The sequence below is a fragment of the Halalkalibacter krulwichiae genome, from assembly GCF_002109385.1.
In the GTDB taxonomy this organism is placed as follows: domain Bacteria; phylum Bacillota; class Bacilli; order Bacillales; family Bacillaceae_D; genus Halalkalibacter; species Halalkalibacter krulwichiae.
The window spans coordinates 2,387,025-2,413,689 of the sequence record NZ_CP020814.1; the positions used below are offsets into that span (position 1 = coordinate 2,387,025).

The 26,665-nt window shown below is 36.3% G+C and carries 26 protein-coding genes, 1 pseudogene and 1 riboswitch; of the genes and pseudogenes, 3 read left to right on the top strand and 24 right to left on the bottom strand.

What is annotated here, in order from left to right; genetic code table 11:
• Positions 1 to 85: 85 nt before the first annotated feature.
• From BkAM31D_RS11995 to BkAM31D_RS12025, 7 genes are all read right to left on the bottom strand, one after another.
• On the bottom strand, positions 86 to 877 hold the full coding sequence (locus BkAM31D_RS11995) for an HAD family hydrolase (protein WP_066149400.1): 792 nt from the start codon (positions 875 to 877) through the stop codon (positions 86 to 88).
• 68 nt (positions 878 to 945) lie between these two features.
• Positions 946 to 2,904, bottom strand: coding sequence for an ATP-dependent DNA helicase (locus BkAM31D_RS12000; RefSeq protein WP_066149403.1), 1,959 nt, complete (start codon positions 2,902 to 2,904; stop codon positions 946 to 948).
• Positions 2,905 to 3,037: 133 nt separating this feature from the next.
• Positions 3,038 to 3,292, bottom strand: coding sequence for a YciI family protein (locus BkAM31D_RS12005; RefSeq protein WP_066149407.1), 255 nt, complete (start codon positions 3,290 to 3,292; stop codon positions 3,038 to 3,040).
• A gap of 32 nt (positions 3,293 to 3,324) precedes the next feature.
• Positions 3,325 to 3,738 carry a CBS domain-containing protein gene (locus tag BkAM31D_RS12010; protein ID WP_066149412.1) on the bottom strand — a complete coding sequence of 138 codons (414 nt, stop codon included), beginning with the start codon at positions 3,736 to 3,738 and terminating at the stop codon, positions 3,325 to 3,327.
• 175 nt (positions 3,739 to 3,913) lie between these two features.
• Positions 3,914 to 4,165: a sporulation protein gene (locus tag BkAM31D_RS12015; protein ID WP_066149415.1), complete on the bottom strand. Its 252-nt coding sequence runs from the start codon at positions 4,163 to 4,165 to the stop codon at positions 3,914 to 3,916.
• Positions 4,166 to 4,284: 119 nt separating this feature from the next.
• Positions 4,285 to 5,349, bottom strand: a complete 1,065-nt coding sequence (locus BkAM31D_RS12020) for a branched-chain amino acid aminotransferase (RefSeq protein ID WP_371807204.1) — start codon at positions 5,347 to 5,349, stop codon at positions 4,285 to 4,287.
• A gap of 179 nt (positions 5,350 to 5,528) precedes the next feature.
• Complete coding sequence (locus tag BkAM31D_RS12025) at positions 5,529 to 6,020, bottom strand: hypothetical protein (protein WP_066149421.1); 492 nt, start codon at positions 6,018 to 6,020, stop codon at positions 5,529 to 5,531.
• Positions 6,021 to 6,276: 256 nt separating this feature from the next.
• Between BkAM31D_RS12025 and BkAM31D_RS12030 the strand changes: the two genes are divergently transcribed.
• Positions 6,277 to 6,996: a 3-ketoacyl-ACP reductase gene (locus BkAM31D_RS12030; RefSeq protein WP_066149424.1), complete on the top strand. Its 720-nt coding sequence runs from the start codon at positions 6,277 to 6,279 to the stop codon at positions 6,994 to 6,996.
• A gap of 76 nt (positions 6,997 to 7,072) precedes the next feature.
• Here BkAM31D_RS12030 and BkAM31D_RS12035 read toward each other — a convergent pair whose 3' ends face one another.
• The 11 genes from BkAM31D_RS12035 to BkAM31D_RS12085 all read right to left on the bottom strand — a co-directional run bounded on the left by BkAM31D_RS12035 (position 7,073) and on the right by BkAM31D_RS12085 (position 19,887).
• Positions 7,073 to 8,263: a Ger(x)C family spore germination protein gene (locus tag BkAM31D_RS12035; RefSeq protein ID WP_066149427.1), complete on the bottom strand. Its 1,191-nt coding sequence runs from the start codon at positions 8,261 to 8,263 to the stop codon at positions 7,073 to 7,075.
• A complete protein-coding gene (locus BkAM31D_RS12040; protein WP_066149430.1) occupies positions 8,260 to 9,861 on the bottom strand; it encodes a spore germination protein in 1,602 nt (533 codons plus the stop codon). Before BkAM31D_RS12040 ends, BkAM31D_RS12035 begins: the two co-directional genes overlap by 4 nt.
• The gene (locus BkAM31D_RS12045; RefSeq protein WP_066149433.1) at positions 9,858 to 10,985 is read right to left on the bottom strand and encodes a GerAB/ArcD/ProY family transporter; all 1,128 of its coding nucleotides are present in this window, start codon (positions 10,983 to 10,985) and stop codon (positions 9,858 to 9,860) included. The genes BkAM31D_RS12040 and BkAM31D_RS12045 overlap by 4 nt, the downstream gene beginning before the upstream one ends.
• Before the next feature lie 7 nt (positions 10,986 to 10,992).
• Positions 10,993 to 11,235, bottom strand: a complete 243-nt coding sequence (locus BkAM31D_RS12050) for a hypothetical protein (protein WP_066149437.1) — start codon at positions 11,233 to 11,235, stop codon at positions 10,993 to 10,995.
• A 207-nt stretch (positions 11,236 to 11,442) separates the two neighbouring features.
• Positions 11,443 to 12,561 (bottom strand): Ger(x)C family spore germination protein, encoded by a 1,119-nt coding sequence (locus BkAM31D_RS12055; RefSeq protein ID WP_066149440.1) that lies wholly within the window; start codon positions 12,559 to 12,561, stop codon positions 11,443 to 11,445.
• Positions 12,558 to 13,670, bottom strand: a complete 1,113-nt coding sequence (locus BkAM31D_RS12060) for a GerAB/ArcD/ProY family transporter (RefSeq protein WP_066149442.1) — start codon at positions 13,668 to 13,670, stop codon at positions 12,558 to 12,560. Before BkAM31D_RS12060 ends, BkAM31D_RS12055 begins: the two co-directional genes overlap by 4 nt.
• Positions 13,671 to 13,675: 5 nt before the next feature.
• Positions 13,676 to 15,175, bottom strand: a complete 1,500-nt coding sequence (locus tag BkAM31D_RS12065; protein WP_084371956.1) for a spore germination protein — start codon at positions 15,173 to 15,175, stop codon at positions 13,676 to 13,678.
• 124 nt (positions 15,176 to 15,299) lie between these two features.
• The gene (locus tag BkAM31D_RS12070; protein WP_066149446.1) at positions 15,300 to 15,680 is read right to left on the bottom strand and encodes a gamma-glutamylcyclotransferase family protein; all 381 of its coding nucleotides are present in this window, start codon (positions 15,678 to 15,680) and stop codon (positions 15,300 to 15,302) included.
• A 33-nt stretch (positions 15,681 to 15,713) separates the two neighbouring features.
• Positions 15,714 to 17,051, bottom strand: coding sequence for a 5'-deoxyadenosine deaminase (locus tag BkAM31D_RS12075; RefSeq protein ID WP_066149448.1), 1,338 nt, complete (start codon positions 17,049 to 17,051; stop codon positions 15,714 to 15,716).
• 45 nt (positions 17,052 to 17,096) lie between these two features.
• Positions 17,097 to 17,197: riboswitch (purine riboswitch) on the bottom strand.
• 53 nt (positions 17,198 to 17,250) lie between these two features.
• Positions 17,251 to 18,390 carry a DEAD/DEAH box helicase gene (locus tag BkAM31D_RS12080; RefSeq protein WP_066149450.1) on the bottom strand — a complete coding sequence of 380 codons (1,140 nt, stop codon included), beginning with the start codon at positions 18,388 to 18,390 and terminating at the stop codon, positions 17,251 to 17,253.
• Positions 18,391 to 18,489: 99 nt separating this feature from the next.
• On the bottom strand, positions 18,490 to 19,887 hold the full coding sequence (locus BkAM31D_RS12085; protein WP_066149453.1) for an MATE family efflux transporter: 1,398 nt from the start codon (positions 19,885 to 19,887) through the stop codon (positions 18,490 to 18,492).
• 342 nt (positions 19,888 to 20,229) lie between these two features.
• On the opposite strand from BkAM31D_RS12085, the gene BkAM31D_RS24705 reads away from it, so the two are divergent.
• Positions 20,230 to 21,072: a hypothetical protein gene (locus BkAM31D_RS24705; protein ID WP_306807386.1), complete on the top strand. Its 843-nt coding sequence runs from the start codon at positions 20,230 to 20,232 to the stop codon at positions 21,070 to 21,072.
• Between the two features lie 20 nt (positions 21,073 to 21,092).
• Entirely contained in the window at positions 21,093 to 21,650 is a 558-nt protein-coding gene (locus BkAM31D_RS24710; RefSeq protein WP_306807387.1) for a hypothetical protein, read from the top strand.
• Between the two features lie 55 nt (positions 21,651 to 21,705).
• Here BkAM31D_RS24710 and BkAM31D_RS12095 read toward each other — a convergent pair.
• The 6 genes and pseudogenes from BkAM31D_RS12095 to BkAM31D_RS12115 all read right to left on the bottom strand — a co-directional run bounded on the left by BkAM31D_RS12095 (position 21,706) and on the right by BkAM31D_RS12115 (position 26,624).
• Positions 21,706 to 22,991, bottom strand: a pseudogene (locus BkAM31D_RS12095) (homocysteine synthase).
• Positions 22,992 to 23,117: 126 nt separating this feature from the next.
• Entirely contained in the window at positions 23,118 to 23,321 is a 204-nt protein-coding gene (locus tag BkAM31D_RS12100; RefSeq protein ID WP_066151052.1) for a YwbE family protein, read from the bottom strand.
• Between the two features lie 56 nt (positions 23,322 to 23,377).
• Positions 23,378 to 23,518, bottom strand: coding sequence for a hypothetical protein (locus BkAM31D_RS23580; RefSeq protein ID WP_157076734.1), 141 nt, complete (start codon positions 23,516 to 23,518; stop codon positions 23,378 to 23,380).
• A 21-nt stretch (positions 23,519 to 23,539) separates the two neighbouring features.
• Entirely contained in the window at positions 23,540 to 25,951 is a 2,412-nt protein-coding gene (locus BkAM31D_RS12105; protein ID WP_066149462.1) for a heavy metal translocating P-type ATPase, read from the bottom strand.
• Positions 25,952 to 26,031: 80 nt separating this feature from the next.
• Positions 26,032 to 26,238 carry a copper chaperone CopZ gene (gene copZ, locus BkAM31D_RS12110; RefSeq protein WP_066149465.1) on the bottom strand — a complete coding sequence of 69 codons (207 nt, stop codon included), beginning with the start codon at positions 26,236 to 26,238 and terminating at the stop codon, positions 26,032 to 26,034.
• An 80-nt stretch (positions 26,239 to 26,318) separates the two neighbouring features.
• The gene (locus tag BkAM31D_RS12115) at positions 26,319 to 26,624 is read right to left on the bottom strand and encodes a metal-sensing transcriptional repressor (protein WP_066151057.1); all 306 of its coding nucleotides are present in this window, start codon (positions 26,622 to 26,624) and stop codon (positions 26,319 to 26,321) included.
• Between the last annotated feature and the right edge of the window lie 41 nt (positions 26,625 to 26,665).

The following is a 26,665-nucleotide window of genomic DNA, read 5'->3' on the forward strand; positions in this document are numbered from 1 at the left end:
ATATTACTTACTAATATTTAGTTCCCTTATTATTCACCAAAAAGAGTCCCTCAGTATGAAATTGAAGGACTCTTTAAAGTGATCGCTATTTGTTATTTAATTCAGATAGAATTGGAAATAATTGATCTAAGTGTGTAATCTCATAAGTAGGTTGCACTTCATTACGCTCTTTATTATGGCGATTAATCCATACAGACTTCATTCCCACTCTTGATGCACCTAGAATATCTGTCATTAAATTATCCCCTACCATGATTGCTTCGTCTTTTGTCATAGCCATTTTCTCAAGAGCATGGTCAAAGATTGACGGGTCCGGTTTCCCTCTTCCAAATGCTCCAGAAATAATAATATGATCAAAATATGGAACAAGTTCTGGTGTAATTGTTAACTTTGTATTTTGTAAATCTGGAGAACCATTTGTTAAAAGCAATAGTTGGTAATTTCCTTTGAGCTCATCCAAAATTTGAAATGATTCTTCGTAGACAAATGGAAGTTTCCTACGCTCTGCAGGAAACCGTTCAGCCAACTCTTCCCCAAAATCCGGATCTTCGATTCCTAATGCTTTTAATCCTCTTGTCCAAGCCTCTTTACGATAACTAGGTACAATTTCTTTCATTTTACGAAAGTTTTCTTCATCATCTAAGAAATTACCCCATAAACCTTCAAATGGATTAATTCCAATCATTTGCGTAAATTCATAAGTCTCATAGCTAGCATAAAGCTCTCTAGCTTCCTTTCGTACAGCTTCCTCAAGAGCAATTGGATCAACATTGTACTTTTCCTGTGCTACTAGACATGTAGCTTCAAAAGCTTTTTCCACGCTCTTTTGGTCCCAAAGAAGAGTATCATCAAGGTCAAAAAAGATTGCTTTAATCATCGTTTTATTCTCCCCCTGCAACAATTTATCCACTCTATAAGATTACCGCTATAACTGAGAGAAGTAAACTAGATTTGTGAACGATCTGTTATTATCTTGACTCCGACTGGTAAAATTTCTTTAATAATTGATTGAAGAGTCTCATCTTGATGGATCTTCTCATCTAAGATTGAAACAATTCCTTTGTCTTTATGTGTACGAATTAAGCGACCAATTCCTTGTCGTAAACGTAACAACATGTAAGGTAAGTCAACTTCTTCAAACGGATGACTAACAGATTTTCTTTTCGCTTGAAAGACCGGATCGTTTGGCGGGAATGGCAAAGACCAGATGATTACATTAGATAAAGATTCTCCTGGAATATCTAACCCTTCCCATAACCGAACAGCACAAAGAACTGAGTTAATATCCTCTTGAAAATTCGAGATAAGCTGACTTACTTCTTGGTCTCCTTCAAATAGCATGTTCCATTTTGAAAATGTCGGTTCTTTCGTTGCGTATTGTTTAAACATTTGCAATTCTTCTCGAGTTGTAAAAAGCAATAGTGCTTTTCCATTTGTTTCTTCAATTAACCTGGCCGTCATGGCGAGTTTTTCTTGTACAGACGGGTTAAAAGGTGCAAATATCTTCATTTGCTCTTCATAATCGAAGGGAGATTCAACCGTAAACGATTGATATTCTTTAATACCTAAACTATTAGCCATATAAGTAAAGGAGTCATTCGTTGATAGAGTAGCTGAAGTGAAAATAAACGGTATCTTTTTAGAGAATACACTCTCTTCTAAAACTTCTTCTACCATACGTGGCATAATCACAAGTTTTGTTCCAACTTCATCTTCTTCTACCCATGTGATTACATTGTTTTGCTCTACAAAAATAGAAAGCGCATGGCGAATCATATCTAAATGTTCTTCTACAATTTTCAATTGGTATTGATCAATTGTGTACATTTCACTTTCAAAGACAATCTCATCTTCTAAACGTGCAATTAAATGAACCATTTGTCTAGCTTCATCAATTAGAGAAGAAGTGAATGCAAGCTCCCTCCGATTGGATCCCTCAACCGTTTTTGTATGATCACGTAAAACAAACGAAAAATGCATGCTTTGCGAGATTAATTCATCCACTAAGACAGCAAACTCTTCACGTACATCATTTTCTAACAAACGTGTTAACAGTTCCTCGACAATGTCATGACGCAATTGATAGGTCAAAGCCTTTTGTGCTGCAACTTCTAGTAAATGACCTTCATCAAAGATAACTGTGCTAGCTTCAGGCAATAACGGTAATTGGCCTTCACGCTTTCTCGAATCATACGTCCAAACATGCTCCATATAAAAATCATGTGAACAAATAATTAAATCAGAAGACTTTCGATAGTGTTCACGAGAAAGTGTTTGACCACAACGATGACGTTGGTCACATACGAAACAATCCTGAAAAGCGTCCCATCCAATTTCTGACCATTGTTCATCACTTAGCTTAGGGTAATTTTTCCGATCGCCATACGGAAAGAACGACTGCATTGTTTGATTTCCTTTAACGAATGAAGGTAAATCACCATATATATCATCGAAACTTGAATCATATTGATCATTAGACCGTTCTCGATCAAGCTTTTGTAAACATAAATATTGATCTTTTGATTTTGCCAATCTAGCATCTATCTCCAAATTCAAAATCTTTGAAAGCTTATCTATATCTCCGCCTTTTTTTACTAATTGCTCAATTAAAGATTCATCTGCACACGCAATAATCGCTGGCTTTCTCGTATATCTTGCATAACAAATAGCATAAAGTAGATAAACGATTGTTTTCCCTGTACCAACTCCTGCTTCTGCAAACATAATCTTTTTATCAATAAAAGCCTTTTCTAACTGAAAAGCCATGTATATCTGTTCATCACGCAACTCTAATCCTGCCTCTGGTAGGATGTCATAGAAAACATCTCCAATCCATTCATTCAATTGGTCAAAAAATGGTTGGCTTCGATCAAAATTAAAAGGTAATTGCTCGTTTGTAGTCAAAAGGAATGCCCCCGTATCATTTATAAGTCAATTGATAATTATCATTGAAACATTTTAATTTGTCAAAACAAAAAATGTGACTCAAAAAGGTTTTTCCCTTTCAAGTCACAATTTGATTGTTTTGTAGCCTACATTACATTCCCCACTCATGCAACTCTAGTGTTCTAACACCTTGAATTACATAAGGGTCTTTCTCAGCTAACTCTTTAGCTTCTTCAAAAGAACTAGCTTTATAAATGACCATTCCTCCTGCACCATCAACAAACGGTCCTTTAGCAAAGACTTTTCCTTCTTCTTCCAGTTGCTTTAAATAATTTAAATGATCCGGACGATATGTAGCATTTAGTTGTTCATTTTCCATGTGAAGTATTGCAGCGAAATAAGCCATAAGTAAAATCTCCTCTTCATTTGAATGTGTAATTAACTGTTTCCATTATCAATCGATTTAGCATAATATTCAATAATCTCTCGCCTTCTTATAATCCCGATAAAAATACCGTGATCATCAACTACCGGAACAAAGTTTTGAGAAATAGCAAGCTTGAACAGACCCTTCATTTTCGAGTCGATCTTGACGGGCATGTTCTTCACTCTTCTCTTAATATCTTTCAGCTGAATTTGTTCAGCCATTTCAAGAGAGAAGGAATGTGTGTTCTTTATTTGCCAAAGCAAATCGCCTTCGGTCAATGTTCCTATGTATTTACCGTGCCGATCAATGATTGGTACAGCTGAATATTTGTGAAACTCCATTTTCTCAAGTGCTTGTCTCATCGTGGATTCAAGCTCCAAATAAGCGACTTCAGCTTTAGGCAATAAGAAAAATGAGATATTCATAGACGACCTTCCCTTTCACAACAGTTTAGACATCTCAAAATCTATTATACTCGATTATAAGGAAATTTTCCAAAAACTGTTGCTAAGAAATTGCAATTTCATTTTATAATACATATTGAAAGAGGACAACCTTAAAGAGTCATCCTCTGTGGCTAGAACTGTATGAGTTTTTTAATCAAATGAGAAGTTCATAAATTCCGTTTAGTTGCTTCACCCGCTCTTCATCTTGCTCATTTTTAGCATAATCTAATTCATATTGCAAAATTAAATTCAAAATCGTTGCTTCATTGTCTTCAAGATCGCGGACAAACTCATCTTCATTCATATATTGGTTATTTTCGAGTTTATTGTAAATGCGCTGACAAATTTGATGGTTTTCTAGATGATTCGATAATGATTCCCTTAAAAAGGCTAAATTAGTATCCATTTCTGTCACCCCTTCTGAGTTTATGAACTATTTTAGGTTGTGAAAAAAATGAGAAAAAATACATTATTTATAAAGAAAAGAGACTCCCAATAAACTTTGGGAGTCACCATGTAACATTATTATTTTACTTCGACAGTCCAATCATATGGGTCAGCTACTTTGCCTGTTTGAATACCTGTTAGTGTATCGTATAACTTCTGCGATAATTCCCCAATTTGTTTATTGTTAATGATCATTTTTCGACCGTCCCAATTTAATTCACCAACAGGAGAGATGACAGCAGCCGTTCCTGTTCCAAAAGCCTCTTCTACCTGTCCTTTATCATAAGCATCATATAGTTCCTCTAAAGAGATTCTTCTTTCTATAACCGGAACACCCCAATCTTTTAACATTTCTATAATGGACATTCTTGTAATGCCTTCTAATATACTGCCACTTAATTCAGGAGTAATTACCTCTCCATTTATTTTAAAGAATACATTCATACTTCCTACTTCTTCTATGTATTTCTTTTCAACTCCATCAAGCCAAAGCACTTGAGAATATCCTTCTTGTGTTGCCTTTTCCTGTGCTTTATATGCTGCCGCATAATTTCCAGCTGTTTTAGCTGTTCCTGTTCCTCCTCGAACGGCTCTCGTATATTCATCTTCAACGTGAATCCCTACAGGTTGAATTCCCTCTTTATAATAAGACCCTACTGGCGACAAAATAATCATAAATTGATAAGTCTTTGATGGTGCAAGGCTTAAGTTTGGTTCAGTCGAAAATATAAATGGTCTAATGTATAAGGAATTTCCTTCAGCCGTTGGGATCCAATCCTTTTCAATTTCAAGCAATTTTTTCAAACATGACAAAGCAAATTCTTCATCAATCGTCGGAATGCTTATTCTATCACTTGACAGATTTAATCTTCTGAAATTTTTCTCAGGTCTAAATAAAAGGATCCGGTCATCTTCTGTTCGATATGCTTTTAATCCTTCAAATACAGTTTGTCCATAATGAAAAATCATGGCCGCTGGATCTAAAGTAATTGGCTCATAAGGTACAATTCTTGGGTCATACCAACCTTTTTCCTCAGAATAATCAATTACAGCCATATGATCAGAAAAATGTTTTCCAAATGCAATGTTGTCAGCAATTGGTTTAGGTTTTAAACTTTTAGTATACGTAACATCAATATTCATTGTCATAACTTTCACTCCTAAGAAATACGAATATGTAATTATTGTAAATAGAACTTTTAAGGATTACAAGAAATTCCTTCCTCTTAATAGCTTAAGGAAAACATTTGAAATTGATATTTCTTTTTAAAAAAGCGACTTAAAGGTTTGTCCTTAACCTTTAAGTCGCTCTGTAAAATCACTTACTTCTTTGCTCTTTTTTCTAATTCTGCCTTTACCTCTACTTGAAACGCAGCGAATTGACTATGTTCTAATTTCTTCGATTGATTCTCAACTACATCTTCTAATAGTTGTTTATTTTTATAAAACTCATCTTTATCTGCATTATAGTAAAATCTTACTACATCTTCTTCCTTGAGAAACTTTTTTCCTAATTTTAATAAGAAAGTAACTGGAAGTCCGCGGACTGTAACATCATCGTTCCTTGGTACAATGTTTTCCTTCTCTGAAGCCTGCTTCTTCTCTCCTTGATCTCCTTCAACGGTTAATAAGATGTCTTTTACTACCTCTTTTTGACTTAGAGCTTTCTTTAAAGCCTTTTGTCTAATTCTCTTTTTCTTAGACTTAACGTTTACTTTTTCCAATCCGATCGCCATAAATTGCTTCAATTCAATTCCACTATCCTCCATTGCCTTTTTCAACTCATTTTGTCTTTCATATGTACGTTTCAACAATTCAAAAACCCCTTACTTTCTTAAGATGTCATAGTAAACTGAGAGCACTGTTAGATTTTCTCCATTTACTATAGTACCAAAAAACCTACTTCTTTTGTGTGTCAATAAACATTTTAATAAAATGTGTATTTTTTTACAGTATACTTGCTTGTCCGTAAAAAAGCTGTCGTAAATTGTTTGAAGACTAATTTTTTGACTTTATATTTGTTACTATGTAAAATCGAGGCTATCTTACATAACGAAAGGAGTTATGAATATGACACAATCATTAACTGGAAAAGTCGCATATGTGACTGGTGCAGGTAAAGGAATCGGGAGAGCAACAGCCATTGCTTTAGCTCAAGAAGGTGTACAAGTGGGGCTATTGGCTAGAACGGAAGAAGACTTAATTGAAGTAGCCAAACAAATTGAAAGAGCAGGAGGAAAAGCGGCTTACGCTAGCGCTGATGTTTCTTCCTTAGAACAAGTTGAGAATGCTGTACAACACTTGACTTCTGAACTTGGTCCAGCCGATATATTGATTAATAATGCAGGAACAGGTAAGTTTGGCTCTTTTTTGGAGTTAGACCCAACTGAGTGGAAGAAAATGATTGATATAAATCTAATGGGAGTTTACTATGTTACTCGCACTGTACTTCCACAGTTAATCGAAAAGAATGGTGGCGACATTATTAATATTTCTTCAACAGCCGGTCAAAAGGGCGCACCCGTTACAAGTGCATATAGTGCATCTAAATTTGGCTTATTAGGCTTGACGGAATCTCTCGCCCTCGAAGTACGAAAGCATAATATTCGTGTTACTGCTTTAACTCCGAGTACAGTTGCTACTGAATTAGCTTTTAAAGAAAACTTAACTGATGGTAATCCAGAAAAAGTTATGCAACCAGAAGATCTAGCTGAGTACATGGTTGCGCAATTAAAACTACATCCACGAATCTTTGTGAAATCGGCAGGGTTATGGTCTACTAATCCGTAAATTGATTTAGCACCTGCTAATCCTTGTAGCAGGTGCGTTTCCTTTCAATTCCATTCTTATAAGAAACTTTACTTTTCTAGTCTAACTGCTCTATAAAGCTTTTCGTTCTCATTCCATCTCTTCTTAAATAAACACTAGCTTTTACAGAAATATCGGCGCGTTTAAATTCTTCATTCCAATCTTTAATATGTTTCTTAAACTGCTGATAATGCTGCTTTCTTAATTGTTCTCCAAAACCAAAAATATCGATTCCATAGTCTTCTTGAACAACCGCTATTGTAGTTTCTAGCTTTGTTTCGAGATGTTCTTTCATCAACTTTTGATACTTCTCATAAGTTTTTATGTCGTCTAATGAGTCAGGACATTGATTATCATGAATATCGCCTTCTACAACAATCTGAACGTTTATCTTAGGAACGAGGTCCACAAATTCCGTGTCTATCTTTGTATGAGAATTAAAAATTTCCATTGCAAAAAAACCATCTTCTCCACAACGTGCTGACGTAGTCGTTTGGTCAATATCTTGAATCCACATATAATTTCTCGTTTCTTCAACAGATAAAAAACCTTTCAATTGGTCATCCTCAAAAAGAGCCATACCATCAAATTCAATTAAAGCACGTAAGTCTAACTCTTTATTATTTTCAATATTACTTCCTTTATCTGGATTTCCAGTAACCGTTACCGCTGCTGCAACTGGTTCTTTTCCGACTGCCGTTAACGAAAAGATAAAATCAGGCAAGGCAGTTTGCGGATAGCCTCCCCAATTTTCTTCAATCGTTGTAATTTGTTCATAGATCTTTAAAGAAGGAACCTTTTGAATTGGATATGTTGTCGTAATGACATCCGATGCAGATACCCCTCTTGCGACAATTATTTGAAAATCATTTCGAAATTGACCACTTTTCTCTAGGAATTGCAGAAACTTGGACAATCCTTGTTTAGCTACTTGTTCATCTACAATCAACGTACGAGCATGTGAGAAATTCAATTCCCTTGTAATCCCCATATTCATCTTAGTTAATAACTCTGCCATAGTTAATCCTTTTAATTCATATGTGATACTTGGTGTCAAGCCTTCTGACATTGACGGGTCTAATTCACTTGCATTAATACCTTCAATTGTTAGACTAAATGTATCTCCTTCACCCGCTTCTAGCGCTAGACCTGTCACTAAAGTTACTTCGTTAATTTCCTTTCGATCCCAGCAACCAGAAAGACAAAGGAGTATGATTAGAGAAATAGGAATCAACGTTACTCTTCTCATGAACCTTCCTCCTTTGATAAAGAAGGAAGTGGCTGTTTTTGATCTTCCTTTTGATCTGCTTTAGCTGAAAGATAATTAGGTCTTTGTTGCATGACTTGCATAGGTAATCTTACAAAAACATCTTTTTGATCTTCCATTATTAATGGGCCCATTGGAGCCAAATATGGAACACCATAAGATTTTAAATTACATAGATGAGTGATGATTAATAAAAAACCAATTAACGTCCCTAGAAGACCAAGTGCAGCTGTTATTAAAATGAGTGCGAATCTTAATAATCTCGTGGCGTTTGCAAAGGAATAGATCGGTGAAACAAAGCCAGCCATTGCCGTTAATGCTACAACGATAATAAGCACATGAGATACAACTCCAGCTTCTACGGCAGCTTGTCCAATTACTAGCGCACCAACAATTGAAACAGTTTGTCCAACAACTCTAGGCATTCTAACTCCGGCTTCTCGTAGTATTTCAAAAGTGATTTCCATCAAAAGCAATTCTACAACTGCTGGAAACGGGACACCTTCCCTTTGCGCTTGAATCGATACTATTAAACCAGTTGGAATTAATTCGTGATGAAAAGTCGTTAAACCAATATACATAGATGGTAAAAGCAAAGCTATTAAAAAAGCAAGGTACCTTAACATTCTGAGCATGGAAGCCATCATAAAGCCTTGATAATAGTCCTCACTCACTTGAAAGAAATCTGTAAAGACAACCGGTGTAGAAAGGACAAAAGGACTTCCATCAACGACAATAGCTACTTTCCCTTCAACTATGTCTGCAGCAATCGCATCTGGCCGATCCGTATGATAAATCATCGGAAATGGCGTAATAACTTTATCAACTAAATACTCTTCAACATTACCTGAATCAAAAACGGCATTTGTAGAAATGTTTTCAATCCTTTTCCTTACCTCATTTACAATGGAATCATTTGCAACATCATCTAGATAGACCATACAGATTGACGTTTGAGTATCTTTGCCAACGATAAAGTTTTCACTTTTCAGGTGTGGATTCTTAATTCTTCGTCTAAGCAAACTAACATTAGTCGTTTTGACTTCTGTAAAACTATCTTGGGGTCCTCTTATTATTGTTTGTGTTTGTGATTGATCAATAGATCGTTTGTCTGTCGTCGTTGTCATAATGGCAAGCCCGTCTGATAGACCACCAACTAGTAGAACGGTATATCCAGATAAGATATACCATACCACTTCATGATTATACGAAACATCGACGACATTCTGACTTGGAAGATACTCTTTCTGGAATAATTTAAGATCAGAAGAACTAGAAATGGTCTCTTGTTTCTTATGCGCTACAACTAAAGCAGGCCTAATTGCTTCTTTTATAGCTTGAGCATCGACCATAGTGGATAAATAAAGAATAAGCCCTTCTGAATTTCCAACCAAAACTTTTTCTATTTTGAAGTCAAAGGTTTTATCGAAAACTGCATTAAATTCTTCTTCATTTTTGTTTAATGAAGGCGAAATGTTCTTCTTTCCTTCTTGGTCTTCAATTAAATCATCCGGAGTGGTTTGGTTATTTACTTCATCAATCTTCATGGAAGAAATAATCTGTTTAAATACCTTTTTCACGTTTCAACCCCTCCAGACATAGATTGATTCTTTTTTCTTTTTTTCATTAAAATAATGACAAATAAAAGAAGCGGAATACCAAATTGCATGGGAAGGTGAAGAATGTATGGCACAATTTGCAAACCTTCTTCAAAATGTTCAACAATATTGTTGGAACTAAGGACAGCAAAAAAAGGAATCAAGCTGATAACAGGAAAAATAAATTTCTGGTACGGTATTTTAAAAACATATTCAATCCCTTTTAAACCAGCATAAAAGAACACACTCACCTTAATGTAAACACCACACATTAAAATAAAGACAACTAATATGTCGACTCTATCAATAAATTGCATTAACATAATTTCTCTTGCTGCAGTCATTAAAGGGAATAACGTTCTCACTTTCAGATCAACACCAAGTGTAGCAACTTGAATAACATTAGAAAAAGTAATTAAAATTCCACTTGTTGCGATCGCCGCAATCCCAACTTTCCCTGTATAAGTAAAACGAGTTACAGCGGTCATAATGACAGTAAATACAATAACCTCTCCGTAAGGAAACGTAATTAAGGTTGGGAACAACGCATTTAAAACTGGTCGAAACCCGTCCCCCAGTATTGGGAGTAAATGGGAAAATTGTAGCTCACCACTGAAAAATAATAAAACCCCTACCACAATTAATATTCCAATTATATAGGGGGAAATAATTTCTGTAACTCTTGCCAATACTTCAAGTCCTAAATACACGGTATAAAGTACCGGAAACATCATGACAATTGAAATCACTTCAACAGGTGTAACAGGAAGAATGGTCACCTTCATAAGCTCTCCGAAATCACGAATATTTCTTGAGGCAATATACAAGAAATAAAGAGCATAAAGTATACAGATCATATTGCCAATGACTTTTCCTAGAGTGTAGGTAAGCATATCATATAAGTTTCGCTGATCTGCTTTCGTAATTAAATAATAGTAACTGTATACAATCATCACTCCAACAGATGCTGCAATCAGCTCAGCGATCCATAAATCTTGACGCGCCTCTTCCCCCGCCCCAACAACTACGGCTGTCCCAATTGAGAAAATGGTAATCAATATATATAATTGCCATAGTGAAATTTTTTCGTTCCCATTCGCTTTCATAACGGCCTCACTTCTCTGTCGGTCGTGTCTTTAGATTTTGCTTTTTCTTGTAGCTTTGATAATCTGTTATTACTGCGGCAAACAGGCCTATTACTGCCCACACTGTAACAATCGTTCGACGTGTTCCTAACTCGAATGGATATACTTCCTTTATACTTTCTATAATGAACTTTTCAAAAATGATCGCATCAAATATAGCCATTGAAAACAGCATTGAAACTAGAATTGTTAAATAAATAACCGTAACCACTATTATCACCTTCAGCCACATAAGTAGGTTATTTCTAGAATTGCCACTCTGAGTTAAATTATGTAGATTTAGCAAAATCAACTAATCATTTTGTGTTTTCGAAAACATTTTCTCTTAAACAAAAAACTCCCATAAGGTAGCCAGATCTTTCACTATCCGTCTACCTTATGGGAGTCATACATTATCTATGGCTTGTTTTCTTCACAATTATTTGATTGCGCCAGTTGAAATAATTCTAGTTTCTACATGTGTAGAGATTTCCGCTTGCTTAAAAGCTTGATTCCACATTTCCTTCGTCCATCCTTTTGCATTTCGAATTCGAAATGGATCTCCAAAACCTACTGGATCAATGGAAAGTTCTTGAAAATGATTAACAGTTGACAAAACTTTTTCTTCTAGTTGTGATTCAATTGCTAGCTCAATCTCTTTTCTCTGTTCATTTTCTTCTAGATTTCTAACCCCATCATAATCAACAACACTTCCTCTAATGTATAAATAGATATAAATGGTTGGCTTCTTTAAATTCCCGTTCACCTTTGTGTGATACTTAGTATCTACAAACTTTAATATGACCATTTCATCCTCTTGCCTATTGGAACGAACAGGCGGAGGAATCATAACAGCTATATCTGGTAATTTTTTTCTCTTTTTCATCGCTTCAACTAGTTTTGCCTGCTCAGGATCTAATAAAGCAACCATTTTATCATTTTTAAATAAAGCGACCTTCGTAATTTTAATTGATTGTTCATCAATCCTTTCTAAATATGGAACGGAAGGATCAGACACTTCATCGGTATTACGAAATACAAAATCTCGAATCGTTGTAAATGGGCTAAACGCCGTTAACGTTCTCGGTGTTAATAACTCAGTTAAATATATGTTTAGTTCAGGCTTGTCTTTGTATTCGGCATTGAGGAGTTCTTCCACACTTCCTTTGACAACAGCAATAAAGATGTTTGCACCTATATGAGGGTCACGATATAAATTTTCTACTATTTTCCAAATGCCAATGTTTCTTGCATATTCTTCACTAAATAAAATCACACGTAATTGAGCTGGGGATAACGTTTTATCTGTTAAGGTTGAAATATCCATTAATGACTGATGCGGCAATCTTACGTCTGTCTGAAAATGTTGAATGGCTTCCTGTGCTGATTTATTAGGCTGGGGGATGGTAACAGAAACTCTAGTATTTTCTTCGTCTATGTAGTCAAATCCCATTACTCCTATCATTCCTAAATCCTCAATAACAGGTCTATCGATATGTGGATTGTTACAACCACTCATACAAACTAGAAGAGTCAGAATGAAAAACATTTGCTTCATGAAGATGCAGCCTCCTCTGTTTGCTGTTTTTGCTTTCTATGCTTGATCTTATTCGCAATTAATAACAAAATGGGGACAAGGATTAAACCATAACCGTAAAACACACCCCAATCATCAAATATAATATCTTGGATATCATATGGGATTGGTCCAGCAAAGAGAAACCACGAAATAAAAGCGACGATGATTAAATGCCAAGTCCGGTTTTGGTGATGAGAAAAAAGTGCATCTAAGCCTTTCTTCGCAACCCACAAATAAACAGCGGTTGTCGACAAAATGAGAAAAACCCATAATGTTGTTCCAAATGTTTCTATCCTTTCGACAAACTCTAATTGCACGGCTTGTAACAAATTTAAAACAGGAAACAACAACTGATCTAATTGCCACGGAGAAAAATAGACGACACTTCCTAATGAAACAGCGACATAATAAGAAACGGCGATCCAGATACCAATTGAAGTGTGAACAAATGCTTTTTTCTGATCTTGGATATAAGGGTAATAAAACAAGATTAATCCATAACCGAACATCGACATAGAACCATGAAATAATGCTTGTAACCACCCGTACATGCTAATCTCAAATGTTGGAATGGCATTATACCAGTTGCCCATTTGAAAAGGCCATCTTATAAAATAGACGAGCCAACCTGTAACAAAGAAAGAAAAAATACAAAATCTAGCTAGTGATTTAACACCACCATGTGCAATGCAATACATGACAAAGTAAAGCAGGATAGATGGGACTGCTATTGTATACTCCGGCAATGTAATAGTTTGTAAGACACGGACATAACTCCGACTTACACTACAGCATGCTAACAGCGCGTAAACAAAGAAAATAACATTTAATCCTTTTCCAACAACTTTCCCTAACACTTTTTCTGAAATTTTAAAAAGATGATCATTGGGGAATTTTTTACAAAGCATTATTATCGGAATTAACGTAGCATTTGCTAATATCCCAAGAAAAATGGGAACGAGCCATAAATTATAACCAGCATCGCTAATGTCGCTCGGTAAAGAAAACAATCCAATACCAATCATCGTATTTTGCGCAAGAAAAATAACATGATATTTATTTAATTTCTTGAAATTCCCTTTATCCATTTTCATTACTCCTCATCTAAAGGACGGACCAAATCTTTTTTCGCTCTTGAAATACCCGCTCGTGCGACAAAGAATTTTACCGGAACACGTATAATAGAATTCAAGATATCGGTTGGCTTCCTCGGTATCACTGGCGAGAAGTATGGTGTGCCAAGTGATGTCATATTAAGTAGATGATTAAACATCCAAGCAAACACAATCATCTGACCATACATTCCAATTGCACCTGCTGCAATAATATAAAAGTAACGAACAAAGCGTATTGCATTACTCATTAAGTAACTCGGTGGGATAAACGACAACAAAGCTGTTACCGCAACTAATACAATTAAAATATTACTAGCGAGTCCCGCTTCAACAGCCGCTGTTCCAATGACAATCCCACCAACAATACCAATGGTTTGACCAATCTTAGTCGGCATTCTTGCACCCGCTTCTCTTAGTACTTCGATAACCATTTCAATAATTAGAGCTTCTAAAACAGGCGGAAATGGAACCTGAGCTCTAGATTCTGCTAATATACGTAACAATTGTGGTGGGAGCATTTCGGGATGGAAAGTTAAAACTGACACATATGTTGAAGTTAGCAGGATTGAAATAAAAAAGCCAGCTAACCTTAATGTCCTAAGTAAAGTCGCTGTAGTCCATCGATTATAATAATCCTCTGGAGAAAGAAACATTTCTAAAAATGAAGCTGGTAAAATCGCAGCTTCGGGACTACCATTCATCATGACAATTATTTTTCCATTCAACAATGAACCAACGACATTATCACTCCGTACCGTTAGGCCAAATTGTGGAAATGGTGAAAAGGGTTTGTCCTCTAGCATTTGTTTTAGGACTGGTAGGCCAATAAAGCCTTCGTACTCAACATTTTCGAGTCTTCTTAAAATTCGGTCGACATTTTCCTGGTTTGCAATGTTATCCATATACAAAACGATAATATTGTTCTTCGTTTCCGTTCCAAGCAACATTGATTTTGATTTCAATTGTGGTGAACGAATCCGTTTTTTAATTAATGATAAATTAGTTTCTACACTCTCAACAAAAGCATCTTGCGGACCCATAACCGTTGTTTCATTCTCAGGTGTAGTAATGGATCTGTCAGATGCACTGAATGTATTAATTTCAATGATAGAACCTTCAAACATTAAACAAGTATATCCACTACATATATCATGGATGAGCTTTGGAAGCTCATCGTCATTAAGGGATGTGTAATTTTTAAATATCTCGTCAGGGTTTTCAGAAGTAGCTTGATTAAGAGGGTTAAAAACCATGTCATTTAGTATGGTTGATTCAACGAGTGCTGATAAGTAAATAACGGTAACGAACGAGCCTCCGACCTTTACTTCCTTCATCACAAGGTCGTCTATATTGTCTAAACGTTTCAAAAGGGCTTTCTTCGTTATGGGTTCTTTAATGCCCGGAGTGGCTTTGTTCTCATCGTGAGGTTGAGGCTCAAAGAACTGTTTGAATTTAAATCCTTTCTTTCTCCGACTCATTAAACAACCCTCCTTTTAAATAATCCCTTACCATAAACCTTCCCTATGATCTATGCGAATATGTAGATTAGTTTTAAATAAAAAGAAAAAGACAGACCTATAAAGTCTCTCTTTTTCTTAGTTTTTACATTGGTTTAACATCAAACCAATTGCCACTTTTAATTAATTGATCACAATTATGAAAAGTCTTTCCTGCAATATAAACAAAAGCATGTAACGTATAACCTTCTGTATAAATCTGTCGAATCACTCTTATATACTCATTGTCACTTCCTGTATGCGAATAACCTTCTAGTACATCAACATGGTTCAGCAGCTCTTGATTTACTTCATATACTTCTCCCCAAACAATTGCATTTTGGTGGTCTTTTAAAATAGGATAGCCCTTTTTCGTGTCATGGAGCTCACCATAAACCCAACAATTTTCTTTGAGTAAGATTGCTTTATCTAGAAATGTATGGTTAGCTCCTCCTTTTCGAAGCGTTCCATAAACAAATAATTTCATCGCTGATCACTCCCTATCAAATATGCTTTAAAGTTACGTGAGCTCACTTATCCTCTTAATCATTCTTTTGATTGAGCCATTGGCCTCTTTAAGTACTATTGATTTATCAATCGTTTTCAAAATTCTATTTTCCATAACGATTTTCCCATTTATAATCGATGTCTCAACATCAGCTCGTGTTGCAGAATACACAATTCTAGAGATTGGATCAACATCATAAGAAGGATACGTATGAAAATCATTTAAATTAAGGATGATAAGATCTGCTTTTTTGCCAACTTCAATTGAACCTATCTCGTCTCCTAACCCGATTGCTTTCGCTCCGCCAATTGTAGCCATTTTTAATACCGTTCTGGCATCCATTGATGTTGGCCCATTCGCAGGCTTTTGAATCAAAGCTGCTAAACGCATTTCATTAAACATGTCTAAATTATTGTTGCACGGTGCTCCATCGGCACCAAGACTAACGGAGATTTCACGATGTAGCAAACTTGGAATCTCCGCAACTCCAGAAGCTAATTTTAAATTTGAACCTGGACAATGACTGACATGAACTCCTCTTTCTTTAATAATTTGTTTTTCACGATCGTTTAACCAGACACAATGAGCTAAAATAAGACGTTGATTTGCCAGCTGTAAGTAATCTAAGTACTCTATGTTTCTCATTCCCGTTTCTTCTTCTACTATTTGAATTTCTCCTCGGTTTTCAGAAGCGTGAGTGTGAACATTAACCTCATACGAGGAAGATAACGTTGAAACTTCCCTAAGTAATGTCTCTGTACAAGAGATGACAAAACGTGGTGAGAAAGCATATTTAATTCTGCCGTGATCAAAGTTATGCCATTTCTCTAATAAATCAACACTTTCTTGTATCGAATGTTCAGTCGATTCTTGCAAGGCTATTGGGACTTCATCTCCTTTATCCATCATCACCTTACCTGATAATGCACGAATCCCACTTGAAGCGATCGCCTGAAACGCTAAATCTGTAAAGTGAACAGTTTCCATATCGACAATTGATGTCGTACCGCTTTGGATTAACTCTCCTAATCCAAGCAAAGCAGAATAATACAATGATTCCTCGTCATGAGCTGCTTCAAGCGGCCATATACGTGTCTTTAACCAATCCATTAATTCTAAGTCATCAGCTCTACCTCTAAAAAGAGTTTGACATAGATGTACGTGTGTTTGAACAAAACCAGGAATGACAGTTTTATTCCTTCCATCAATAACCTTCTCTACATCATTTACTTTCAAATCTACTCCTATTTCTTTAATCCGGTCGTGTTCAATCAGTATATCGCATTTTACTATCTCATTTTTCTCATTCATTGTAACAACTTCAGCTTGCTTAATTAAAACTTTGCTCATGTTCATCACCTCACTAGTAATAGATACAAAAAAACTACGAAAAATGTGCCCATGCACATTTTTCGTAGCGAGGAATTTGCGGTTCCAAAGTAGAGACCCCCAATCCATATTATTGAGGTTATACGAAAGATAGTTAAACTTTAACTGAATTTTCAATATTCAGCTACAAGTTAGTAAGAATATCTATCATATCCTTTTCTTATCTGGTTTGATGCAAAGGTTTCCCTACATTATGAGATCTGTCATTTAATTTTTTTCCAATTCCTTTTTCAATTAGGTCTAAGTAATGTCGATCTTTTGAAGCCACAAATGTAATTGCACGCCCAACTTCTCCCCCACGTCCTGTTCGTCCAATCCGATGTATATAGCTTTCGACATCATGTGGAATATCATAATTGAATACATGTGTTACACCTTCCACATCCAACCCCCTAGCTGCCACATCTGTAGCAACTAAATATTGTACTCTAGCTTCACGAAACATACTCATCACTTCTTCTCGCTTAGCTTGGGACAATCCACCATGTAATACTTCGACTAAATATCCTTTTTCGTGTAATGCTTCATATAATTTATTCGTTCTTCTTTGCGTACGACAAAAGATAATCCCTAAAAACGGTTGTTCCTCTTTAATAATTGCTCGTAAAGCTTCCTGCTTGCCACGATCTGTCGTCTTAATGACAATTTGTGTAATCTCGTCTAATATCATGCTTCTTTTTTTAATTGAAAGGTGTTCAGGGTTCTTTAAATATTTGCTAGAGAGTTGACGAATTTCTTCTGGCATCGTAGCTGAAAATAACAAAGTTTGTCGATCATTTGATGTTTGTTCAATGATTTTCTCTACTTCACCTAAAAAGCCCATATGCAACATTTGATCTGCTTCATCTAACACTAGCTTTTTTACGTTGTGTAAACTTACCGTTTCACGACGAATGTGATCAAGAAGTCTACCTGGTGTCGCGATGATAAGGTGAATTGCACCTGCAAGCTTTCTTAATTGTTGTTCTACATCTTGCCCTCCATATATAGGAAGAACATGGCATTCCGGATAGGCTTCAAGTAACTTCTGGGCTTCCGACGTAATTTGAAGAGCTAATTCCCTAGTTGGTGCAATAATGAGAGCTTGTACAGACCGATCATTGGAATCAATGGAATCAATAATTGGTAAAAGAAAAGCAAATGTTTTCCCTGTACCTGTTTGTGATTGAGCAATCACATCTTTACCTTTCAACACGAGAGGGATAGCTTTTTCTTGTATTTCTGTCGGATCTGTAATTCCTAATAATTTCATTTGTTCAACTAACATTTGACTAATTCCTATATTTTGAAAATTACTCATCTTTTTTCTACCTTTCTACAATGAAAGTCGGCGTTCTTACAAAGAAGCCGACTTCATATATCTAACTTTAATGATTATACTGTGTTTAGGATCGAGGGATTATGAGGAATTTGATGTTGCAGATACAGAAGGATGATTACCATCTTTGTTGTTGCTACCAAAGAAAGTCTCTCTATCTCGGTAAAGTAATGCTCCCGCGAGCAGAAAGGCAAAGAAATCAGAGATCGGAAAAGCAAGTACAACGCCATAAACCCCAAAATAGTGCGGCAAGATTAATACAAGTGGTATTAAGAAAACAAATTGTCTTGATAAGGAGAGGATTAGAGCTTGCTTCGATTTACCTAAAGCTTGATATAACCCACTTCCAATTACTTGTACTCCAATTAAAAACACAGCAGAAAACATAATCCGAAGAAACTTAGCCCCTTCTTCTATAACCACTTGGTCAGACGTAAAAATTATCATTAACCAATGTGGAACGAGCATAACTAGCGCGAAAATAAAAAAGGAAATTAAGACGGTTACTTTCAAGCCTAGCCGAACCGTTTCATGTAACCTCGCAAAATTTTTAGCCCCATAATTGTAACCAACAATTGGCTGCATCCCCTGCATAACACCCATCATTGGCATCACAGTAAACATGATAATCCGTTGGATGATGCCAAATACTCCAACATGAAAATCTCCACCGAATTTGACAAGCATCGTATTTATTGCGACCATCATAACACTTCCCGCTGCTTGTTGGGCAAAGGCAGGTAATCCTACAGCGATCACTTCTTTTACTATTTTCAGTTTTATTTTTAAATCAGTAACATGGACCTGTAAGGAACTCTTCCCTGTTAAGAAATATCTTAGAATAACTATTGTGACTGATGCCTGTGAAATAACCGTCGCTATCGCTGCACCTTGAACGCCCATATTCAGCCAAAAAATAAAGATAGGATCCAGGATAATATTGATGACAGCTGGAATAATCATTGTCATCATCGCAAACTTCGCATTTCCTTCAGAACGAACGATATTGTTTGTTGCAAATGCGTAAGAAAAGAAAAAGGTTCCAAGTAAGATTGGAAACATATAGGCTGATGCATGATAAATGATGGCATCTGTAGCTCCAAATAAACGTAGCATCGGGTCAAGAATCGTAAAAGCTGCAATCATACCAACTAAACTGATAATGATGATAACAGAAATTATATTTCCAAAAACATGGTTTGCTTCTTGTTCCCGCCTCTCTCCTAACCTTCTTGAGATAACCGAAGCACCACCAATTCCCATTGCTACCGATACGGCCATCATAATCATCATGATCGGAAAGGCAATCGTAACTCCTGCTACACCTTCTATCCCTACTCCATATGAAATAAAAATCGTATCTACGACATTATATAAAGCCATCACAAACATGCCAATCATCGCCGGAATTGATAAATCTTTTAATAATTTTGGGATTGGTTCGTTTCCAAGCTTTTCACTTTGTATTTTTTGTTTCATAAAAACACTACTTTCTTGGTATGACATTAATTATGCATTTATAAAAGAAATCAAATAATCAATAGCAAACAACCGTTCTACGTTTTAAAATCTATTATCGTGTGCTTAGATTACATTAAAATAAATTCATGATGACAACCTCGTTATTATCGTCAACTCTTCCTTTTACCATTTCAAATCATACACCGATTAAATCTTACAATCAACTACTTTATTTCGCCTACCTAATTATTTTCAAATAAGAATATTAAAGTTTCCTTCTCATTTTTACACCCTTGCCTATTCCTTAACATATAGTATCTAAACAATCGGTAAATGACCGATGAAAGGAGTTGAAAGAAAATGGTATTAACAGCACCTCACTGGATCTATTTAATAGGTACATTTGTGATTATTTTGACAATGTTATTTAGACAAAATGTTGTAGTCCCTGCCGTATTAATGACGTTCTTTGTAGGTTGGGTCTATTCAGGCTCTTTTTCAAGTGGATTACAAACCATTTTTGAAGCTAGTTTAACAGCAGCTGGTGAGCTTTTTAATATATTCCTTATCATTGCTATAATGACTGCTCTCCTTCATTCATTAAAAGCAATTGGTGCAGATGAACAAATGATTACACCATTTCAGAAGTTCATGAAAAACGGTCATATTTCATTTTGGGTAATTGTTGGTGTAACATATGCAATTTCTCTTTTCTTTTGGCCAACTCCAGCAGTCCCATTAATTGGAGCATTGCTTATTCCAGTTGCCATTCGTGCAGGTCTTCCACCAATTGGGGCAGCGATAGCGATATCTTTAGCCGGTCAGGGAATGGCTTTATCTGCAGATTACATGATTAAGATTGCTCCGATGCTAAATGCAACATCCGCAGGTGTATCCGTTGATGCTGTAGCCAACCGTGCTTTAGTTCTTTCAATTATTACAGGTGCAATTGCATTGTCTTATGCATACTTTTCAATTAGAAAATCCATTCAGAAGCCTTCAAAACAACATTTGCAAACATGGGAAAAAAGTAGCGGAATGGAACTCGAGGAAAAGTCCGTTGTGCCAAAACAATCAAAAAAAGAACGTGTTCTATTTGCATTTATTGTTCCGCTTTCCTTTCTCCTCATCGTCATTTACATGATTTTATCGATGTTTACAGAATCCATCCCTGGTTTAGAGGGGGCGCTGGCGCATCATTAATCGGAGGAACAGCGCTTCTTTTGCTCATTGCTGCAACATTCTTTTACAACATACGTAAATCGTTACCAAATGTAAGCGATTTTCTTGTAAAAGGCTTCCTATTTGCCTTTAAAGCAATGGGGCCTGTTATTCCAATCGCTGGTTTCTTCTTTATTGGGAGCGGAGAATTTTCAGCTCGTATTTTTAAAGTCGAAGCAGAATCTGCTCCTACATTCTTGTTTGATCTTGTTCAGGCAGGTCAACAAATTATACCTGAAAGTGCTATATTAGCAGCATTTGGTATTCTTTTAATCGGGATGATTACAGGATTAGATGGTTCAGGGTTTTCTGGATTACCACTAGTCGGAGCATTGTCTGGAGCACTAGGACAGTCGGTTGGAATGGATACAGCGACTCTAGCTGCAATTGGTCAAATGGGTTCCATTTGGGTTGGTGGAGGAACGTTAATCGCTTGGTCTTCACTAGTAGCGGTGGCTGGCTTTGCAAAAGTTCCAGTAATGGAACTCGTACGAAAAAGTTTCATCCCTGTTATGCTCGGCTTAATTATCTCAACAATTGCTGCGATATTATTTTTCTAGCGTGAAAGCTAAAGAGCCGTTGAGATATTGTTCTCAACGGCTCTTTAAAATAGGACTAAATAGCTTTTAATGCATTCTCTAAATCTTTAATAATATCTGCTACTGATTCTGTTCCAATTGACAATCTGATTAATCCCGGTGATACACCTGCAGCAACTTGATCTTTCTCTGACAGCTGTTGATGGGTTGTACTTGCTGGATGGATAATTAACGACTTAGAATCACCAACATTCGCTAAGTGTGAAAAGAGTTGGACATGTTGTATGATCGCTTTACCAGCTTCTAAACCACCTTTTACTTCAAAGGTCAAAATCGCACCTTGACCTTTAGAGAGGTATTTCTCAGCTAGATGATAGGAAGGATGATCTTTTAGTCCTGGATAACTAACTGATTCAACCTGTTCATGTTGCTCTAAATATTGTGCAACCTTTAATGCATTCGAGCTATGCCGTTCCATTCGCAAGTGAAGCGTTTCCAAACCTTGCAATAATAGAAAAGAGTTAAACGGTGAGATTGTTGCTCCTAAATCTCTTAACAATTGAACTCTTGCTTTAATAATGTAAGCAATTGGACCGACTGCTTCTGTATAAACAACTCCATGATAACTTGGATCAGGTTCTGTTAATCCTGGAAACTTGTTCGTTGCATTCCATTCAAACTTTCCACTATCTACAATCACACCGCCAATAGATGTTCCATGACCACCGATGAATTTCGTAGCTGAATGCACAACAATATCAGCCCCATACTTAATTGGTTGCAGCAAATAAGGACTCGGAAAAGTATTGTCAACAATTAGTGGAATGTTATGTTCGTGTGCAACTTTTGCTACGGCCTCAATATCTAAAACATCACCTTTAGGATTTCCAATTGTTTCAGCATAAATTGCTTTCGTTTTATTTGTTATTGCTTTTTTAAAGTTATTCGGGTCGTCCGAATTCACAAACTTCACGTTAATTCCAAACTTAGGAAGAGTCGTAGCAAATAGATTATACGTCCCCCATATAAACTTGTGGCTGATATAATTTCATCTCCTGCTTCAGCAATATTTAAAATGGAATATGTAATGGCCGCTTGTCCAGATGCTGTTGCTAATGCCGCTGCTCCACCTTCTAAAGCGGCTACTCGTTTTTCGAAAACATCGGTAGTCGGATTCATTAATCTCGTATATATGTTACCAAATTCTTTTAATGAGAAAAGATTCGCAGCGTGGTCCGTATCTTTAAAGCCATATGATGTAGTTTGATAGAGTGGGACAGCCCTTGAATGTGTTGTTGGATCAATTTCTTGGCCTGCATGTATTGCTAGTGTTTCTAAATCAAAAGAATTCTCTAAACTCATCTTTATCATCTCCCATTCATTCATAATTGATCTTAGTTTTCTTTCATAGTATTGAATAAACATTGTAAAGTCAATTATTTTCTGAATTTTTCCATAACTGATAACAAAAAAGCAGTTGCTAGATAATTAGCAACTACTTTCAATAATTTGTTTTACTCTTCCTACTTGGCCATTTTGTAATCTAACTTTAATTCCATGTGGGTGGTAAGGAGATTTTGTTAGTATGTCCTTCACAATTCCCCGCGTTGTTTTCCCAGTACGTTGATCTTGCTTCAAGATAATATCAACTTCTATTCCCGACTTTATATGCTTTCTTTCTTGACCAGAGATCATTTGATTCCTCTTTTCTTGGACTAGATGAAGTCTCTCAATAGTCCCTTTTTTCCTTATCCTAAATTGGAACTAATGACTGAGCCATGTTGATGTAAATTAGGTTCATTCTCTGCCGTTAATACATAATATCCTATGATTACAGCTACTAAGATCGCTATAGCAGAAAATAACCAGGTTCGAACCGTTTTTGTCATTTTCCTCTCTCCCTTTCATACTTAAAGGTTCGTTTTTTGCAATCTAAGTGCATTTAAGACAACCGATACAGAACTAAATGCCATTGCAGCTCCTGCGACCCAAGGTGCAAGTAAACCAATTGCTGCAATCGGAATTCCTACGGAGTTATAGACAAAAGCAAAAAAGAGATTCTGCTTTATGTTCACCATTGTTTTGCGGCTCATTATAATTGCATCTGCTACGCTATTTAAGTCCCCGCGCATTAAGGTAACATCAGCTGCTTCGATAGCCACATCCGCCCCTGTTCCAATTGCCATACCAATATCTGCTATAGCTAATGCTGGAGCATCATTTAATCCATCACCCACCATAGCTACCTTCTTGCCTTTTCGTTGAAGCTTTTCAATAGCAGCGCTTTTTTCTTCTGGAAGAACTTCAGCTACAACATGATCGATCCCAACTTGTTTCGCAATCGCTTTAGCCGTACGCTCGTTGTCTCCTGTTAACATAATGACGTCAAGTCCAAGGTTATGCAACCTTTCTACTGCCTGTTTCGATGTGGGCTTAACAACATCAGCTACCGCAATTAAACCTGCAAATTGACCAGCTATAGCAACAAGCATCACTGTTTTACCATCATTTTCCAAACGGGTCATTTCTTCTATTGCGTCCATAAATAATACGTTTGCTTCACTTAATAATTTTTTTGTACCAATTAACATTGAATAACCATCAACAACAGCTTCTATCCCTTGACCTGGCACTGCTTTGAATTGATCAACATTTGATAAAACAAGTCCTTCTTTTTCTGCCTGGTTTACAATAGCTTGCGCTAACGGATGTTCTGATTTACTCTCAGCCGAAGCAATTAACTTTAATAGCTCTTTCTTATCAAATGTTTCCTCAGGTAAGAGATCCGTTACCGTTGGCTCCCCTTTTGTAACCGTTCCTGTTTTATCTAAAACGATGGTCTGTATCATTTGAGTATTTTCTAAATGTTCACCACCTTTAAACAGTAATCCTAGTTCAGCGGCACGACCCGATCCTGCCATAATAGAAGTTGGCGTTGCAAGTCCCAATGCACACGGACACGCAATAACTAGAATAGAAATTGTCGGAATTAGCGCTTGCCCAACATTCCCTGGTGTAATAAAAAGATACCATATGAAAAAGGAGACTATCGCAATCCCAACAACAACCGGGACAAATACCCCTGAAACTTTATCTGTCATCCTTTGTATATTCGCTTTTGAGCCTTGGGCATTTTCCACGATTTTAATGATTTGTGATAATGCCGTATCTTTTCCAACCTTCTCAGCAATCATTGTTAGAGAGCCATTCTTATTTAGAGTGGAGCCAATAACTTCATCTCCTTCTCCTTTATCTACTGGTATACTCTCACCTGTTATCATTGACTCATCAACAGCAGAATGTCCAGCAATAATCAAACCATCAACTGGTATTTTCTCTCCTGGTTTCACGATAAGTCGGTCCCCAACGTGAACATTTTCAAGCGGTACAGAAACCATTTTTCCATTTCGAATTACGGTAGCGCTTTTCACTTTTAAACCAAGGAGCTTCTGAATTGCTTTGCTCGTTTTCCCTTTTGCTCGTACTTCAAATAACTTCCCTAATACGATTAAAGTAATAATGACTGCCGATGTTTCAAAATATAAATCTGGCATTACGATTCCAAGTTGCATTGCTTCAAACCCAAGATAAATACTATAAAAATAAGCAGCAGAAGTACCTAAAGCGACAAGTACATCCATATTTGCACTCTTGTTTCGTAGTGCTTTATAAGCCCCTATATAAAATTGTGAACCGACTACAAATTGAACAGGAGTAGCTAATGCAAGTTGTACCCAAGGATTCATAAACATGTCAGGCATCCAAATAAACGATGTAAATTCAAAATGAGTGACCATTGCCCAAACAAGGGGTAATGTTAAAATTATGGAGAACAAGAATTTACCTAATTGCTTCTCCATCTCTTTCTCTTTCGAGTTCTCTCGTTCTCTCGTTCTTTCTTTTTCCTTTAACCCGAAACCTAGTTTCTCCACAGCAGATTTCATATCTGGAACGTCAATTGCACCTTCTAAAAACTGTACGCTTGCCGTTTCTAATGCTAGATTTACATTTGCCTGCTTGATACCTGGCAATTGATTTAACTTTTTTTCAATCCGATTGGCACAGGCCGCACAAGTCATACCAGATACTGTGAAATCCGCCTTCAGCTCACGTACTTGGTATCCTAGACCTTCTACTTTTTTCGTTAATTGATCGACGGATACTTCTTCAGGGTCATACTTTACGCTGGCACGCTCCGTAGTCAAGTTCACATTAGCATCTGCAACTCCATCAATCCTTTTAATTCCTTTTTCTACCCTAGTTGAACAAGCAGCACAGGTCATTCCAGAAATAGAAAAAGTAACCTCTTTCTCTTTAAACATTTGTTCCCACCTCACCCATTACCCCTATAGGGTATAAATACGTTATAAGAAAACGCGCCAAATTAGGCACGTTTATTGTATTACACAACATCATATCCTTGATCTTCAATCTCCTCTTTAATGTCACTTAAAGAAACCTCTTTATTATTAAAAGAAACATCAACTAGACCTTTTTCTAGATTGACTTTGACGGATTGAATACCATCAAGCTTACTTACACTTCCTTCAACTGCTGAAACACAATGATTACAAGACATTCCTTTTACTTCAATTGTTGCTTTTTCCATGATCTCATCACCTTTTTTCGTTTGATCAATTGCATTTTACCATACTACCCTAGGGTAATCAATCAATAAAAATGCTTGACCTACGTTTTTGTTAGTCTTTCAATAACATCCATAAGTTCGGAGATTGCTTCCTCACCATTTCCTTTTTGTATAGCTCCTGCTACACAATGTTTTGTATGATTTTCCATTAGCTGCAGGCTTACTTTTTTCATTGCTGCATTAATTGCAGAAATCTGAATCAAAATATCAACACAGTACCGATCACTTTCAACCATATTTTGAATTCCGCGGACTTGACCTTCAATTCTTTTTAATCGATTTATAAGTTGCTCTTTCTCACGAGAATGTCGATGATCAACTGTTTTTAGTTCAATTTCTTTTGACATCGCCAACCGTCCTCTCCTTTTTCTTCCTATTACTATTATAC

Coding starts and splice junctions, on each gene's coding strand:
- BkAM31D_RS11995 (WP_066149400.1), bottom strand. CDS start 877: ATGATTAAAGCAATCTTTTTTGACCTTGATGATACTCTTCTTTGGGAC.
- BkAM31D_RS12005 (WP_066149407.1), bottom strand. CDS start 3,292: ATGGCTTATTTCGCTGCAATACTTCACATGGAAAATGAACAACTAAAT.
- BkAM31D_RS12010 (WP_066149412.1), bottom strand. CDS start 3,738: ATGAATATCTCATTTTTCTTATTGCCTAAAGCTGAAGTCGCTTATTTG.
- BkAM31D_RS12015 (WP_066149415.1), bottom strand. CDS start 4,165: ATGGATACTAATTTAGCCTTTTTAAGGGAATCATTATCGAATCATCTA.
- BkAM31D_RS12020 (WP_371807204.1), bottom strand. CDS start 5,349: ATGAATATTGATGTTACGTATACTAAAAGTTTAAAACCTAAACCAATT.
- BkAM31D_RS12030 (WP_066149424.1), top strand. CDS start 6,277: ATGACACAATCATTAACTGGAAAAGTCGCATATGTGACTGGTGCAGGT.
- BkAM31D_RS12035 (WP_066149427.1), bottom strand. CDS start 8,263: ATGAGAAGAGTAACGTTGATTCCTATTTCTCTAATCATACTCCTTTGT.
- BkAM31D_RS12045 (WP_066149433.1), bottom strand. CDS start 10,985: ATGAAAGCGAATGGGAACGAAAAAATTTCACTATGGCAATTATATATA.
- BkAM31D_RS12055 (WP_066149440.1), bottom strand. CDS start 12,561: ATGAAGCAAATGTTTTTCATTCTGACTCTTCTAGTTTGTATGAGTGGT.
- BkAM31D_RS12060 (WP_066149442.1), bottom strand. CDS start 13,670: ATGGATAAAGGGAATTTCAAGAAATTAAATAAATATCATGTTATTTTT.
- BkAM31D_RS12065 (WP_084371956.1), bottom strand. CDS start 15,175: ATGAGTCGGAGAAAGAAAGGATTTAAATTCAAACAGTTCTTTGAGCCT.
- BkAM31D_RS12070 (WP_066149446.1), bottom strand. CDS start 15,680: ATGAAATTATTTGTTTATGGAACGCTTCGAAAAGGAGGAGCTAACCAT.
- BkAM31D_RS12075 (WP_066149448.1), bottom strand. CDS start 17,051: ATGAGCAAAGTTTTAATTAAGCAAGCTGAAGTTGTTACAATGAATGAG.
- BkAM31D_RS12080 (WP_066149450.1), bottom strand. CDS start 18,390: ATGAGTAATTTTCAAAATATAGGAATTAGTCAAATGTTAGTTGAACAA.
- BkAM31D_RS12085 (WP_066149453.1), bottom strand. CDS start 19,887: ATGAAACAAAAAATACAAAGTGAAAAGCTTGGAAACGAACCAATCCCA.
- BkAM31D_RS24705 (WP_306807386.1), top strand. CDS start 20,230: ATGGTATTAACAGCACCTCACTGGATCTATTTAATAGGTACATTTGTG.
- BkAM31D_RS23580 (WP_157076734.1), bottom strand. CDS start 23,518: ATGACAAAAACGGTTCGAACCTGGTTATTTTCTGCTATAGCGATCTTA.
- BkAM31D_RS12105 (WP_066149462.1), bottom strand. CDS start 25,951: ATGTTTAAAGAGAAAGAGGTTACTTTTTCTATTTCTGGAATGACCTGT.
- copZ (WP_066149465.1), bottom strand. CDS start 26,238: ATGGAAAAAGCAACAATTGAAGTAAAAGGAATGTCTTGTAATCATTGT.
- BkAM31D_RS12115 (WP_066151057.1), bottom strand. CDS start 26,624: ATGTCAAAAGAAATTGAACTAAAAACAGTTGATCATCGACATTCTCGT.